Source organism: Saccharothrix sp. CCNWYY140 (assembly GCF_037401995.1).
Lineage (GTDB): Bacteria > Actinomycetota > Actinomycetes > Mycobacteriales > Pseudonocardiaceae > Actinosynnema.
In genome coordinates this window covers 1-13,815 of sequence record NZ_JBBEGC010000164.1, presented here as the reverse complement: position 1 = coordinate 13,815, position 13,815 = coordinate 1, and the positions used below count along the sequence as shown (strand labels likewise).

General features: G+C 72.0%; 15 protein-coding genes. 5 read left to right on the top strand and 10 right to left on the bottom strand.

Annotated features, from left to right (window positions below):
- Positions 1–116: 116 nt before the first annotated feature.
- From WBN91_RS36070 to WBN91_RS36060, 3 genes are all read right to left on the bottom strand, one after another.
- Positions 117–707, bottom strand: coding sequence for a Fic/DOC family protein (locus WBN91_RS36070; RefSeq protein ID WP_337728735.1), 591 nt, complete (start codon positions 705–707; stop codon positions 117–119).
- Complete coding sequence (locus WBN91_RS36065) at positions 704–1,294, bottom strand: type II toxin-antitoxin system antitoxin SocA domain-containing protein (RefSeq protein WP_337728736.1); 591 nt, start codon at positions 1,292–1,294, stop codon at positions 704–706. The genes WBN91_RS36070 and WBN91_RS36065 overlap by 4 nt, the downstream gene beginning before the upstream one ends.
- Before the next feature lie 68 nt (positions 1,295–1,362).
- A complete protein-coding gene (locus tag WBN91_RS36060; protein ID WP_337728737.1) occupies positions 1,363–1,929 on the bottom strand; it encodes an SMI1/KNR4 family protein in 567 nt (188 codons plus the stop codon).
- 128 nt (positions 1,930–2,057) lie between these two features.
- Between WBN91_RS36060 and WBN91_RS36055 the strand changes: the two genes are divergently transcribed.
- The 5 genes from WBN91_RS36055 (at position 2,058) to WBN91_RS36035 (ending at position 5,784) form a co-directional block, all read left to right on the top strand.
- On the top strand, positions 2,058–2,381 hold the full coding sequence (locus WBN91_RS36055) for a type VII secretion target (protein WP_337728738.1): 324 nt from the start codon (positions 2,058–2,060) through the stop codon (positions 2,379–2,381).
- Positions 2,382–2,384: 3 nt separating this feature from the next.
- Positions 2,385–3,542, top strand: coding sequence for a C40 family peptidase (locus tag WBN91_RS36050; RefSeq protein ID WP_337728739.1), 1,158 nt, complete (start codon positions 2,385–2,387; stop codon positions 3,540–3,542).
- A 4-nt stretch (positions 3,543–3,546) separates the two neighbouring features.
- Complete coding sequence (locus WBN91_RS36045) at positions 3,547–3,924, top strand: hypothetical protein (RefSeq protein WP_337728740.1); 378 nt, start codon at positions 3,547–3,549, stop codon at positions 3,922–3,924.
- Positions 3,921–4,505 carry a YbaB/EbfC family nucleoid-associated protein gene (locus WBN91_RS36040; protein WP_337728741.1) on the top strand — a complete coding sequence of 195 codons (585 nt, stop codon included), beginning with the start codon at positions 3,921–3,923 and terminating at the stop codon, positions 4,503–4,505. The genes WBN91_RS36045 and WBN91_RS36040 overlap by 4 nt, the downstream gene beginning before the upstream one ends.
- 64 nt (positions 4,506–4,569) lie before the next feature.
- Entirely contained in the window at positions 4,570–5,784 is a 1,215-nt protein-coding gene (locus tag WBN91_RS36035; RefSeq protein ID WP_337728742.1) for a primosomal protein, read from the top strand.
- A 76-nt stretch (positions 5,785–5,860) separates the two neighbouring features.
- Here the strand turns inward: WBN91_RS36035 and WBN91_RS36030 are convergent, their stop codons facing one another.
- From WBN91_RS36030 to WBN91_RS36000, 7 genes are all read right to left on the bottom strand, one after another.
- Complete coding sequence (locus WBN91_RS36030; protein ID WP_337728743.1) at positions 5,861–6,775, bottom strand: LysR family transcriptional regulator; 915 nt, start codon at positions 6,773–6,775, stop codon at positions 5,861–5,863.
- A gap of 182 nt (positions 6,776–6,957) precedes the next feature.
- Positions 6,958–7,341 carry a hypothetical protein gene (locus tag WBN91_RS36025; RefSeq protein WP_337728744.1) on the bottom strand — a complete coding sequence of 128 codons (384 nt, stop codon included), beginning with the start codon at positions 7,339–7,341 and terminating at the stop codon, positions 6,958–6,960.
- A 19-nt stretch (positions 7,342–7,360) separates the two neighbouring features.
- Complete coding sequence (locus WBN91_RS36020; RefSeq protein ID WP_337729434.1) at positions 7,361–7,879, bottom strand: CGNR zinc finger domain-containing protein; 519 nt, start codon at positions 7,877–7,879, stop codon at positions 7,361–7,363.
- 88 nt (positions 7,880–7,967) lie between these two features.
- The gene (locus tag WBN91_RS36015) at positions 7,968–9,257 is read right to left on the bottom strand and encodes an MFS transporter (protein ID WP_337728745.1); all 1,290 of its coding nucleotides are present in this window, start codon (positions 9,255–9,257) and stop codon (positions 7,968–7,970) included.
- 114 nt (positions 9,258–9,371) lie between these two features.
- Entirely contained in the window at positions 9,372–9,785 is a 414-nt protein-coding gene (locus WBN91_RS36010) for a cupin domain-containing protein (RefSeq protein ID WP_337728746.1), read from the bottom strand.
- Positions 9,786–9,832: 47 nt separating this feature from the next.
- Complete coding sequence (locus WBN91_RS36005; RefSeq protein ID WP_337728747.1) at positions 9,833–11,542, bottom strand: AMP-binding protein; 1,710 nt, start codon at positions 11,540–11,542, stop codon at positions 9,833–9,835.
- Positions 11,543–11,553: 11 nt separating this feature from the next.
- Positions 11,554–13,479 carry an FAD/NAD(P)-binding protein gene (locus WBN91_RS36000; protein ID WP_337728748.1) on the bottom strand — a complete coding sequence of 642 codons (1,926 nt, stop codon included), beginning with the start codon at positions 13,477–13,479 and terminating at the stop codon, positions 11,554–11,556.
- Between the last annotated feature and the right edge of the window lie 336 nt (positions 13,480–13,815).

Genomic DNA, 13,815 nt, shown 5'->3' with positions numbered 1-13,815 from the left:
CCTTCGGGCAGGCCATACGGTGGGGGAACCGAGGCCCTCCACTTGTAGGTAACACCTACCGCGCGCTCCGCGCGCGAGAGACCGCGCTGCGCGCGGCGAGAGGTGCTGCGTGGGCGTTAGGCGGCGTGTGTCACTTCTGCCAGTAATTCCCGCAGCGGGCCGACCGAGCCGCTCATTGACTCTCGACACGCGGCCATGAACGCCTCCGCCTCCAACGACCCGAACCCCACCAACCACCCCGCCTCCAACGCCAACTGGCCGAAGAACGCCCGTTGCGTCCGCCCATTACCCTCACGAAACGGATGCAAGGCGTTGACCTCAGCGAAGTAGTGCGCGAACCGATCGAGAAACGGACCTCGACCCAAGTCCCGCAGGTACTGCTCCTTCTTCAACTCACCGAACAGCCACTCCCCATACGCCTCGATCTGCTGCCACGCCGCAAAAGTCGAGGTCTTAGCGATGTTCACCCTCCGAACCTCCCCCGCCCACGGATAAAGGTCCCCGAAGATATGCCGGTGGAACTTCCGCAGATGGGCCAAGTCGTACAGCCCCGGCAGCGGCGTGATCGCCAGCTCGCCCAAGCGCAACGCGCTCAGCCTGGCCTCGGCCAGGTCGCACTCCTGGCGGTCGGTGATGCCGAAGTGGTTCCGCAGGACGCCGGTGATCGGGTCTGTGTAAGGGTCTGTGTATGGGTCGTCCGAGGTCACCGGTGGCGGAGGGACTCGATCTCGCGGGCGATGGCGTCTTCGATGTCCAGTTCGCCTGACGCGACCTGTCGCATCGTGCGCTGGGTGTCCTCCGGGACGTCCAAGCCCTCCAGGCGCACGCTGGCCACGGCGTCCGCAAACGCTTGCTCCGGGTCGCGGAACAGGCGGCGGAAGTAGCGGGCCATGACCTCGTTCGACAGCGGCGTGCTGCTGGGCTCGGACTCGGGCAGGTTGCCGCGGGCCTCTCGCCACGGGCCCTCGGCGTGGGCCATGTCGCTGAGTTCGTGGCGGCTGAACTTGCCGTAGCGGTCCACGACGTCGTCCACCACCGCGCGCTCGCGGTCGGACAGACCGCGGGGGTCGCCCTCGTCCCACTCGCCGACTTCCGTCTGGTAGCGGTGGCGGTGGTAGACCTCGGGGACTACCGGTCCTCGGCGCCAGGCCTCGATGCGGGCCGTGAACATCGGTTCGTCGTACTTGGCGAGGTGCCAGGCCTGGGCGTAGTACAGGAGCTTCTGGAGCTTCATCGGTGACTCCGGGCCGGTGGCGTGCAGCACCGCCGCGGCCACGTCGTGCACGTCCGCCATACCCGCCCCCACAGCGCCTGAGCAGCGAAAACCCGTTACCTCCATGATACCGGACCGCTGCCCCAGCGTCAGTCCGTCCGCCAGCCCAACCTGCCGTCGGTGGTGATCAGCGGTTCGCAGTGGCCGAGTCGGCCGCGGTGTTCGAGTGCCGTCGCTACCTGGTCCAGCATCTCGTCAAAACTTGTCCACTCCGGCTTGAGCATCTCGCCGCGTTCGCGGTCCCACTCGACCACGCAGCCCGACAGGACGCCGGGGCGCAGGTCCAGGGCCAGGGCGTCGCCGCACCCGTCGAACGCGAACGGCAGCCACTTCGGGTGGAAGCCGACGGTGGGGGTGCCGGCCTCGGAGTCGAGGTCCGCGGGCCAGAACCGTTCCTTGAGCCGCCACGAGCGCAGCGCGTTGGTCGGTCCCAGTGGCGTGTAAAAGGGCGGCAGGACCTCGGCGAAGGCCAGGTCCGCTGTGCCACCGCACACCGCCCACCACGCGCGCAGGTCTTCGGGCGTCGTGAGGCCGCTCCCGACCTCCAGTGCCTCGACCGCGGCGGCGTCCTCAGGGGCGATGAACGCGGCACCGGTCGAGGGGGCGTGGTCGGCGAGCCAAGCCATGATCCGCTGCCAATGGCGCAGTGCTGCCACACACCCATGATCAGGTGACGAGCGTTCGCGGGGTACCGCCCATCAGGGGAGGATCTGGCAAAGGGCGGACGGGATCGTTGCGCATGGGGCAGGATCGCGGGCGTCAGGAGCACCAGAGGGGGGCTTGGGTGAACTCGGGTTTCGCCGTCGACACCGCGGCGCTGACGGCCTACAGCGGCACCGCGTCGGGCCTGGCGGGCGAAGTCGGCGCGATCGGCACGTCCACGCTGGCGGGCACCACGTCGCTCGCGGCGGGCAGCTTCGGCAGGATCGGCGACGAGGTCGGTCTGGGCGCGGCGTTCCAGCAGGCCGCGCAGACCCAAGTGGACGGTGTGGCCGCCGCGTCGAGCGGGCTGTCGGCGTTCGCCACCGCCGTGTCCAAGGCCGCCACGGCCTACGAGGAGCAGGAGGCGCAGCACGGCGCCGACTTCAACCGCGCGTACAAGGTCTAGCCGATGTTCGACGTAGCCGGTTTCCTGGCTTCCCTGATCCAGCCCATGAAGGACGACCTGGCCAAGCTCGAGGGCGACACCGGCGGCGCGACGCGTGCCGCGGACTCGTTCGGGCGGGCCGCCTCGGCGCTGACCGAGGTCGACGGACGGCACACCGGGGCCGCCAACGCCGTGCTCGGCACCTGGTACGGCGACAAGGCGACCGCGTTCCAGGAACGCGTCTCGTCGTTCTCCGGTGGCGTGCAGTTGTTGTCCCGCAACGCGACCGCGACCCAGAACGCCGCCACCACGGCGGTCAACGCGGTCAACTCGGGCAAGACCGCGATCCAGGGCCTGATCGACGACTTCACCGGCTACGCGCAGCCCCGGCTGGCCGCCGCCGTCGCCGCGTCGCTGTTCGGCGGGATCGGCGCGGTGCTCGCGGTCGCGGCGGACGTGGTGGCGAAGGGCCGCGAGTACGAGGGCCGGTCGAAGCAGGAGCTGGACAAGGTCCGCACCGAGCTGACCACCGTCGCCAACCAGCTGAAGGCGTTGCCCAAGCCCGACTTCAAGGGGCTCGGCGACCCGCTGGGCGTCGATTCCGGCGGTGACACCAAGGTGTCGTCGGTCGACGACGGCGGGCGCGACCCGTCCTCTCCCGGCAGCGTGGGCGGCGGCTCCAACGGCGGCGGTGGCGGCAGTTCCGGCGGAGGCGGCGGTGGAGGAGGCGGTGGCGGCGGGGCACAAGGTCCGCGCCTGCCGGTCGCGATCCCGCCGCAGCCCGGCACCGGCGTGGGCGTGAACCTGCCCGACGGCAGCAGCGCCGAAGCGCCGAACGAGACCGCCGCGAGGGCCGTGCGCGCCGCCCTCTCCGCGCAGGGCACCCCGTACGTGTGGGGTGGCGCGAACCCGCCGCAGGGCACCGACTGCTCGGGCCTGACGCAGTGGGCCTACAACCAGGCCGGGTTCGACATCCCGCGCCCGGCGTCGTCCCAGGCGATGGGCGCGTCCGTGCCGCCGGACCAGCTGCTGCCCGGCGACCTCGTGGTGTGGGACGGGCACGTGGCGATGGTGATCGGCAACGGGCAGATGGTGGAGGCGGGCGACCCGGTGCAGGTGAACCCGATCCGCACCAGCAACAGCGGCATGGGTTTCATGGGCTTCTACCGACCGACGGGCTGAGGACGTGGACGACGAGACGCAGCGCGCGGCCCGGCGGGTCGCGGACGTGGAAGCACAGGTGTCGCAGCACATCGCGCGCACCGGTCCGGTGCTCGGCCGGGCGTCCTCTTCGGACGGCGCCGTGACCGTCGTGACCGCGCCCGGCGCACCGCCGCAGCAGATCCGCATCGCCCCCGGCGCGCTGAACATGGGCGCGGACGCGTTGGGCGCCGAGATCGTGCGCGTCACCGAACGGGCGGCGGCCGACGCGGCGGCGCGGATGCACCAGTCCCTGGCGCGGCTGGTGGACCCGGCGACCGCGAAGGCGTTGACCGACATCGGCTTCCCGGCCGGTGGCGTCGAGGACGACTTCGGCGACTCGTACTCGAGGAGGCCGCGGTGAGCGTCCCAGGGGTATCGGCGCAGGAAGAGCGGATCGCGGCGGCCGACCGGCTGACCGACGTCCTGGCCCGGGTGGTCGGGACGGCGACGCACCCGTCCGGCCTGGTGACCGTGACCGCGTCGGCGGTGGGGTCGCTCAAGAACGTCCGCATCCAGCCGGCCGCCCTGAACCAGGGACCCGACGCGGTCGGGCAGCTGGTCGTGGAGACCGCTCGGCTCGCGGTCGACGCGGCCGTCCAGACCAGCTACAACGAGCTGGCCAAATCGCTGGGCGACAGCATGGCGATGGCGATCGAGGACTTCGCGGGACCGTCCCCCTTCGCGCGGAAAGCCGAAGTCGAGCAGGCGGCCCCCGAACCGGCCGCCGCCCGCACCCCGCCGCCCGCCGCGTTCGCCCCGCCGCCGCCCACCGGCTTCGCGCCGCCACAGCGCCCGCAGAACCCGCCTGCGCAGCCCCAGCGCCCGACACCGCCGTGGGCCGGGCAGCAGACCGGTGCACCCCGGTCCCGGCCCGCGCCGCCGCCCGAGGACGACGACGATGACGACTTCTTCGCCGACCCTTTCCGTGGTCAACGGCGGTAGGTGGATCTCGACCCCGTAGGCTTTGGGCCGCATCCACAGGGGTATGTCGTGACCGGGAGGTCGGATGGCTCAGGACATCGTCCCGATCGAGCTGGGACTCACCCAGGGTGACGTGGTCACCCTGTGGGCTCCCCGCTGGCGGGAAGAGGGCGAGGAGTGGGAGGCCTTCCTCGGGCACGAGGACGACCTCTACGGCTTCCCCGACGCCGCGCACCTCGCGGCCTTCGTGCGCACGGCGCAGGAGCACGACCTGACCGACCACCCGGCGTGGCACGTCGTGCCGGGCCTGTCCGTCGGCGAGCTGTCGCCCGACGACAACCACCAGTTCGACCTGGTGGGCGTGCCGGAGCTGGTCGCCGAGGAGCCCGACACCTGGGTCATCGGCGAGCTGGCCGACGTGGTGTCGATCGTGCGGTCGCTGGCCGACGTGTGCGACCTGGAGAAGGTCCACGAGGTGCTGGACTCGGCGGAGGGCTTCGCGCTGCTGCCGCAGGGCACGCTGCCGTTCACCGGCCGCGAGGGCGAGGCCCTGTGGACGGAGCTGGCCCAGGTCGTCGCGGAGAAGTGGGACGAGGTCCTCGACGCGATCGACGAGGTCGTCAACGCCCCCGAGGTCGACGAGAAGGCGCTGGCGGTCGCGCAGGAGGAGCTGGCGGCCTTCGAGGCGGAGAACGCGGTCGCGGTCGACGGTGACGAGGACGCCGAGGAGGACGAGGACGGCGACGAGCCGGTCGGCTTCTGGGGCGAGGTCGGCATCGACCCGATCAAGATCATCACCGGCGCGGGCGAGTACTACACGCTGCGCTGCTACCTCGACGACCAGCCGCTGTTCCTGGGCCGCAGGGGCAAGATCGACGTGTTCGGGTCGCCGCGCGCGCTGTCCCGGTTCATCGTCGAGGCCGACGACCGCGACCTCGCCGAGGTCTCCACGTGGGGCGAGCTGGTGGTCAAGGCCACCGGCGGCGACCTGGACGTCGAGGTCGACCCGGACAACGTGTACGTGTTCACCGGCCTGGACGAGGACATCGCCGAGGGCCCGGACGCCGTGGACCCGACCCAGCTCGACCTCGCGGTGGAGCTGCTGGAGGACGCGGGCGACTGGGCGCACGACGACACCGTGAAGGTGGCGCTCAACCAGTCCGAGTCGCTGGGCTGGCTGGTGTCCTACGTGCTCAAGCCGGATCCGACGCGGCTCGCGCCGAGCGCGCCGTTCGACAAGGAGGTCGCGGCCTGGCGCACGCTGGTCGCCGCCTTCGAGGACCGGCTGAACGTCCACTAGAGGACCGGCTGAACGTCCACTGGGAGCAGTGCGAAAGGGCCTCCCGCCGTCCCCCGCGACGGCGGGAGGCCCTTCGTCACTCGGTGACCGCGGGCACGGGCTGCCGCCACTCGGCGACGGCCCGGTCCAGCACCTGGTCCAGCGCGGTGAACAGGCGCGAGTCGTCGCGCTCCTCGCCCCACAGCACGTAGCTGCTCACGCTCACCGGCGGCGTCCAGCCCAGCTCGACCAGCTCGCCGCTGCGCAGCAGGTCCGCCACCGCGAGGTGCGGGAGGAGCGCCACGCCCAGCCCCGACCGGGCGGCGATCTTCACCGCCTCCAGGGTGCCGAACTGCAACGGGGCCACGGTCCGCGGGCCGGGCAGGACGGCCCGCAGCGCCGTGTCGTACACGCACGTCGGCTGCACGATCAGCGTCCGCGCGCTGCACAGGTCCTCCGCCACCACGACGTCCCGGCCCGCCAGCGGGTGGTCCGGTGTCGCCACCAGCGCCAGCTCCTCCGACGCCAGCCGCCGCGCCGGCCGCCCGGTCGGACCGGGATCGACGAAGTGGCTCAGCGCCAGGTCGATGTCGCCGCGCTCCAGCGCCTCGGTCATCCGCGCCGGTCCCTCGTGGTAGGTGCGCAGGGCCAGCCGCACCTCCGGGTAGGCGGCGTGGAGGTGGCGGATCACGCCCGGCAGGCGGTAGGTGGTGATGGACTCGCTCGCGCCGATGGTGAGGCGGCCGGCAGGCGGTGCTTCCGGCGCGAGCGCCGTCAGGGCCTCCTCGGACAGGCGCAGCAGGCGGTTGGCGTAGGGCAGGAACCGCTCGCCCTCGGCGGTCAGCCGCACGCCCTCCCGCCTGCGCTCGAACAGGCGGGTCCGGACCGCCGCCTCGAGGTTCTTGATCTGCGCGGTGACCGCGGACTGCGAGTAGCCGAGGACGGCCGCCGCGCGGGTGATGCTGCCCGTTTGGGAAACGGTTCGGAAGGCATTTAACTGCCTGATGTCCATTGGTGCTCCCCCAGCGAATAGCTCCGTTTCGACTCGAATAGATCGCGCGCCTCGACCGCCGGTGATCCTATAGCTTTCAGCGGAACGTCGATGCCCCGTCCGGGTGGTCGTCGCGGCGTCGCGTGGGAATTCCGAAACGGTATTCGAATAGGCGATCGCCCCCATCCCGTCGGGCGGCACGGTTACCCGAACGGCGGTACCACGGCGCGCAGCCCGCACTCGGCGACGGCGGCGGCCAGCGCGGGGTCGTCACAGGCGAACGCGGTGATCCCGGCGCCCAGGACGAGCGCGGTCGCCAGGTGCACGGCCTGGTCGGCGTCCAGCGCCTCGGGCCGGGACTCGGCCAGCTCGCGGACCAGGTCGGACACCGCCACCTCCAGCACGTCCACCGCGTCCAGCACGGCGTGCGCCCGCCGCCGCACGTCCTCCGGCAGCACCGCCGCGGCCAGTTCCGCCCGGGTCAGCTCGCTGACCACCACGACCACGCGGGCGCCGCCGCGCAGCGCGCGCAGCGGGTCGCCGCCGCGCGCCAACCGGGCCAGGGTCGACGTGTGCAGGTAGATCATCGGCGGTCCTTCTAGTCGATCACGGTCTGGCCGCGCGGTCGCGGTGCGCCGCGACGCGGGCGCGGTTGCCGCAGGTCGCCGACGAGCACCACCGCCGCCGGCCGGCCCGGGAGGTGTCGACGAAGAACGTGCCGCACACCTCGGCCTCGCACTGGTGCAACCGGCCCCGGCGCGGCCCGCCGACCAGGTCGACCAGGTCGCGGGCCACCAGGCCGAGCGCCTGCGCCGGGGTCGGGTGGGCGTGCGCGCGCCGCACGCCGGCCGGCCCGACCTCCAGCGATACGACCGGCGGCGCGTGGGCGGCGCACCGGTTGACCAGCTCGACGTCGTCCTCGGCGGGCGTCCGCCCCTCGGTGACGTCGGCCAGCAGCCGGTACGCCGCCTCGCGCAGCGCGCGGAACTGGCGCACGTCGGCCGGGTCGGGCTCGGCCGCGGGCGGCAGGTCGTGGCGCACCAGCCACGCGGTCAGCGACAGCGGGTCGCCCAGCTCGTCGCGCGGTCGGCCGAGCCGGCTGCGCACGGTGGCCACCAGCGCCAGGCTCGGGTGTTCTGCTGTCTCGTTCAGGTGTCGCCTCCACGGCCGTGGCGCGCGGCCGGGTCGCCGCGCGCCGTGGGGGTGTGCGGGGTCAGACCGGCTGCTCCCGGGGCATCAGCAGCGCCGAGGCTACCGCCGGCACCGCACCGACCAGCACCATCACCACCGGCCACGAGGATGCCTCGAGAACCAGCGGGATGAGCAGCGGCGTGACGAACGCGCCGCCGAAGACCATCGTGTTCTCCAGGCCCAGCGCGGTGCCGGACCGCTCCGCACCCGCCATCGTGGCGATCTCGGCGTAGTGCACGCCGTGCCAGCCGCAGGCCAGGAACCCTGCGGCCACGAACAACCCGACCACCAGCCACGCCGGCATCACGTCGTACAGCGCGACCCCGACGAACGCGGCGGCGATCAGCCAGCTGTAGACGCGGACGAGGCTGCGCCGGTACCGGCCGCCCTTCTTGTCCGTCCACCGCCCGCTGAGCACGCGGGACGCGCCGCCCAGCACCTGGACGACGACCAGGGCGATCACGACCGCGCCGATCTCCATGTCCAGCACGGAGGTCAGGAAGACGGTGCCGAAGGTCAGGACGGTGAACTGGGGCAGGTCGAGCAGGAACGCGGTGATCGCCACGCGCCAGATGTCCCACCGCACCAGCGGGTTGGGCAGGGTGGTCGCGGCCATCCCGCCGGCGGCCTTGGTGCGCGCGATGGGCGGCTCGTCCAGCCAGAGGACGACGGCGATCGTCGCGGCCAGCATGAAGGCGGTCAGGAACAGGAACACCCAGCGGAACCCGGCGCCCAGCGCCAGCGGCGGCATGATCGCCGCGCCGAGCGCGCCGCCGAGCGGCACGGCGGCGACCCGCAGGCTGATCGCGAACCCGCGCTTGTCCGGCGGGAACCAGCCCATCACCGCCCGCCCGGACGCGCCGTTGACGCACCCGCCGAGCGCGCCGGACAGGAACAGGACGACGGCCAGCGCCCAAGCCGCGGGCGCGATGTCGTTGCTGGGCACGAGGAACGCGGTGACGTAGGCGAGCGTGAGCGTCGTGCCGGTCAGGCCGATGATCAGCACGTTCCGCTCGCCGATCCGGTCGGACAGGATGCCCCAGAACACGTCGGTGACGAAGATGCCCGCGGTCACGGCGGCGAGGACGAGGCCGAGTTCGGACAGCGAGTAGCCGTAGGCGGCGGCGAGGATCGAGCCCGAGGTGGGGATGCCCTGGAAGGCGGCGCTGAACGCGGCCTGGGCGAAGATCCCGATGCCGAGGATGCCCCAGCGGTAGCGGGGCGAGTGGCGCTTGCCGGTGCGCCCGACGAGGACGTCACCGGCGGGCGGGGGTGCGGTGGGGTTCGGTCGGTCCTGCGTCTGCTGGGACATCGGGTACCGGCTCCTGGTTCCTGTAATGGCTTCAACCCATTACATGCTGGCGTACGGGCGGTCGGGTCGACAAGGGGGTGGGTGGCGGGGCCGCGGCCCCGCCACCCGATCGGGTCAGCCGGCGGTGGCGTTCGCCGCGGCTTCCAGCTCGGCGGTGGTGATGGGCCGGGTGCCCTTCTCCCGCACCACCAGGGCGTAGCAGCCGGTCGGGGACGACACCTGGTGCACGCTCTCCGGCTTCTCGATGAACAGCGTGCCCGCCGGGTAGCGGTCGCCGTTGTCGTTGTGCAGCTCGCCCTCCAGGATCAACAGCAGCTCGTAGCCCAGGTGCTCGTGCAGGTCGCCGTGCGAGCCCGGCTTGAAGTGCGCGATGTAGGCCTCCGCGCCGGTCGGACCCGTCTCCGCCTGGGTGTAGAGCCACTCGACGTCGACCTGGTTGCGACCCGGCTGCACGTACTCGCTCCACTTGATCTGGCCGTTGTGCAGGCCACCGGTGAACAGGGACGAGTAGACCTTGATGTCACGCATCGGAAATTCCTCCTGAATCGGAATCAGTGGTGCGAAGAAAGTTTCGGTCAGCCGATCCCGGGCGCGGCGGGAAGAGCGGCGTCCAGCAGTTCGTCGGCCAGGTATTCGGTGCTGCCGGGGAACTCCACGCCGGCCGCCCGCTCGACGTCCCGGGCCCGCAGTTCGTTGCGGCGGATCTTGCCGGACGTCGTTTTCGGCAGCGCGAAGAACTCCAGGCGGCGGATCCACTGGTGGGGCGCCAGGTTCGCGCGGGTGTGCTCCAGGACGCGGCGCGCGGTGTCTGCGTCCGGGGAAACCCCGGCGGCCAGGGCGACGTAGGCCTTGGGCACCACCAACCCCACCGGGTCGGGCGCGGGCACCACCGCCGCCTCGGCCACGGACTCGTGCTCCAGCAGCACGCTCTCCAGCTCGAACGGCGAGATCCGGTGGTCGTAGGACTTGAACACGTCGTCCGTGCGGCCCACGTAGTGCAGGTAGCCGTCCTCGTCGCGGCGGGCGATGTCGCCGGTGTGGTAGTACCCGCCGGCGAACGTCTTCGCGTTCTTCTCCTCGTCGTCGACGTACCCGGGCATCACGCCGATCGGGCGGCGCGACAGGTCCACGCACACCTCGCCCTCGTCGCCGACCGCGCCGGTGGTCGGGTCCACCAGGACGATGTCGTAGCCGGGCAGCGGCTTGCCCATCGATCCCGGCCGCACCGGCAGCGCCGGGCTGTTGCCGATCTGGGCGGTGGTCTCGGTCTGGCCGTAGCCGTCCCGCACGGTCAGCCCCCACGCGGCGCGGACCTGGTCGATCACCTCGGGGTTGAGCGGCTCGCCGACGCTGCCCGCCTCCCGCAGCTTGACCGGCCACCGGCGCAGGTCGTCCTGGATGAGCATCCGCCACACCGTCGGCGGGGCGCAGAACGTCGTGACGCCGTGCGCCACCATGCGGTCCAGCAGGTCGCGGCCGTTGGGGGTGGTCACGCTCAGCACGGTGGCCTCGGCGTTGAGGGGCACGAAGAACGAGCTCCACGCGTGCTTGGCCCACCCCGGCGCGGAGACGTTCAGGTGCACGTCGCCGGGCCGCACGCCGTTCCAGTACATGCCCGACAGGTGGCCGACCGGGTAGCTGACGTGCGTGTGGCGCACCAGCTTCGGGCGGGAGGTCGTGCCGGAGGTGAAGTAGAGGAACAGGGTCTCGTCGGCCTTCGTCGGCGCGTCCGCGGTGAAGCCGGCCGGGGCCGAGCGCAGGTCGTCCAGGTCGAGCCACCCCGGCACCGAGCCCGCGCAGATCCGCGTGACGTGCTCCGGCAGCCAGGAGAAGGTCTCGGCCAGCTCGGGCGTGGTGAGGACGTGCCGCACGTTCGCCCGCTCGACCCGGTCGACCAGGTCGGCCGCGGCGACCGTGGTGAACGTCGGCACCACCACCGCGCCCAGCTTCATCGCGGCCAGCAACGCCTCCCAGACCGCGAGCTGGTTGTCCAGCATGAGCAGCAGCACGTCCCCGCGCCGCACACCCGCCGACCGCAGCCCGTTGGCCAGCCGGTCGGACCGCTGCGACAGCTCGGCGTAGGACACCCGCTCCTCGACCCGGCCGCCCACGACGTGCAGGGCGGTGCGGTCGTTGCCGCGGGCGACGGCGTCGAACCAGTCCAGGGCCCAGTTGAACTCGGTGAACTCCGGCCAGCGGAACTCGGCGTGCGCCCGGTCCGGGTCGTCGCGCAGCTCCAGCAGCAGGTCCCGCGCGGCGCGGAACTTCTCGGTGTTGGCGTTCATCGCATCCCCTCTCAGATCGCGACGGCCGCGCGGGGCCGGGCGGACAGGACGACGGGCGCGGCGGCCGGGCGGCGCAGGACGTCCGCGGCGATGGCGTCGGCGTCGTTGTGGAACCCGGTCATCGGACCCGGACGGCCGTTGCCGATCTGGGTGAACCAGCGGGTGTTCTCGGTCGGCACGCCCAGCGCGTACAGGTCGGGGTCGGGGTTGCCGAGGGCGTCGACGACGTGGAACGGCTTGCGGGTGACGGCGATGCTGCCCGCCGGGAACCGCTGCCCGGTCGCGGTGTCGGTGTTGACCAGCTCGGTGATCAGGCCGTCGGCGAGGGCCTGACTGATCAGCGGGTCCGCAGTCATGGACAGCTGCGGGCGGGGGATCCGGGCGTCCACCAACGTGGTCACCTCGCGCCGGGAACCCTTGACGTACGGCGAGTGCAGCACGAACGCCCCCGCCGCGTGATCGGCGGACACCTCCGTCGCCGGCCCGACGACGGTCAGCAGCCCGGCCCGGATCAGCGCGCACGCCTGGGCGACGCGGGCGGCGGGCGGACCGGCCGACACCATCGTGTTGATCGGGTTGAACCAGGACAGGAACTCCCGGTGCGACTCCGGGCGCAGGCCCGCGAAGTCCACCGCCTGGCGCACCACGGCCCGGGTGTCGCGGAGGATGTCCAGCGAGGCCTTCAGCGGGTTGTCGACGTTGCCCTGGCGGGCTTCGGCGATGTCCTGGTCGAGCAGGTCCAGCAGGCTGCCGTGGAACGCGCGCGGCGAGTCGAACTCCCGGTCCCCGAACGGCCGGGCGAGCCGCTCCAGGTCCGGCGGCGGCACGTCGGCCAGGCCCCACGCCTCCAGCAGCCCCCGGCGGTCGGTCGAGGTGGCGTGGATCGCGGCGAACCGCTCGGCGGCCTCGTCGGAGATCCGCCGCCGGACGTGCGCGGTGTAGTAGACGTGCTCGACCTCCAGCTTCAACAGGGGCAGGACGTCCCGCGCGAAGTCCAGCTGGGCGGACCCGGTCGTGCGCTGCGCACGCCGCCGCGCCTCCAGGATCGCCTCGTCGGTGACGAACGTCGGCCGGTACCGGTAGGTCGGCGACTTCTGGTTGCGCCCCCGGGCCAGCATCACCAGTCCACTGCGCGACCCGGCCACCAGGTGCGGCTCCGAACCACTGGCGACGTACTCGGTCCGCCCGTCCCGCTCGACGAACCGGCCACCCCGCCCCACGGTGAGCTCGGCCATGACGTCGAAGAAGGTCAACCCCAACCCGACAACACCCACCTGCTCACCAGGCGCGATCGCGGACAGCGGCAAGTCGGCCGCCGAGTCCCCCCGCACGTAGGCCAGTCCGGGCCGCTGCCGGGCGAAGGTCAACAGCGCCTTCTCGGCATCGTCCGGCGTAACCCGCGGGTGCCCGGTGGTCAACACCACCTTGTCCGCCACGACCACCGTGCCCCCGTCCCCGGTCACCACGGTCCGCCCGTCGACCCGGTGCAACCGCACCGCGGCCTCCTGCACGTGCCGAACCTCGACCCCCAAGGGCGCGTTGGCCACCATCGCCTCGAACGCGTGCCGCAAGTACTCGCCGTACACCGCCCGAGGCCCGTAGTCGTTGACCCCAACCCCCGACCACCGGGGGTGCTCCCGCAACCATTCGGCGAAGGAAGGACCACTCCCGGCCCGAGTAGGCCCACCATCCGGCCCGTCGGAGAACACGCTGACCTCCCCGGCAGGCGTGTTCATCAGGAACCACGACGGCTGGGTAGTACGCCAAATCCGCCCCGCCCCGGCCTCCCCGGGCTCGAACAGGTGAATGCGCACCACCCCACCCGACGACACCCCGGAACCCAACCGAACCAACAACCGTTCAAGGACCGAAAGACCTCTCGGCCCCGCACCCACGATCGCCACGTGCAACTCGGGGCGCAGCACGACGTCCGTCACGACGTTCCTTTCTCGGATCCAGTCGAAGACATTTCCGTCGCCATTCCGGCGGCGAGGGGGAATTCGTTCTGAATCGAACCTATGGCGACACCCAGCCCCAAACAACCCCACCGACGGCCGCTATCCTCGATACGACCATCGAAGACCCCGATACCTCACACACCGCCACACACCCACAGGCCCCGCACCCTCAGGCCACGCACGCTCCCCGCCGCCCCGATGCGCCCCCCACGCCCACAGCCCGGCTCTTCACGCGCGCAGCGCGGCCTTCGCGCGCGGAGCGCGCGGTAGGTGTTACCTACAAGTGGAGGGCCTCGGTTCCCCCACCGTATGGCC

Bases quoted from the DNA above. Each gene is read 5' to 3' on its own strand.
- WBN91_RS36010 (WP_337728746.1), bottom strand. From the start codon at position 9,785: ATGCGTGACATCAAGGTCTACTCGTCCCTGTTCACCGGTGGCCTGCAC.
- WBN91_RS36025 (WP_337728744.1), bottom strand. From the start codon at position 7,341: ATGATCTACCTGCACACGTCGACCCTGGCCCGGTTGGCGCGCGGCGGC.
- WBN91_RS36065 (WP_337728736.1), bottom strand. From the start codon at position 1,294: ATGGCGGACGTGCACGACGTGGCCGCGGCGGTGCTGCACGCCACCGGC.
- WBN91_RS36030 (WP_337728743.1), bottom strand. From the start codon at position 6,775: ATGGACATCAGGCAGTTAAATGCCTTCCGAACCGTTTCCCAAACGGGC.
- WBN91_RS36015 (WP_337728745.1), bottom strand. From the start codon at position 9,257: ATGTCCCAGCAGACGCAGGACCGACCGAACCCCACCGCACCCCCGCCC.
- WBN91_RS36005 (WP_337728747.1), bottom strand. From the start codon at position 11,542: ATGAACGCCAACACCGAGAAGTTCCGCGCCGCGCGGGACCTGCTGCTG.
- WBN91_RS36050 (WP_337728739.1), top strand. From the start codon at position 2,385: ATGTTCGACGTAGCCGGTTTCCTGGCTTCCCTGATCCAGCCCATGAAG.
- WBN91_RS36035 (WP_337728742.1), top strand. From the start codon at position 4,570: ATGGCTCAGGACATCGTCCCGATCGAGCTGGGACTCACCCAGGGTGAC.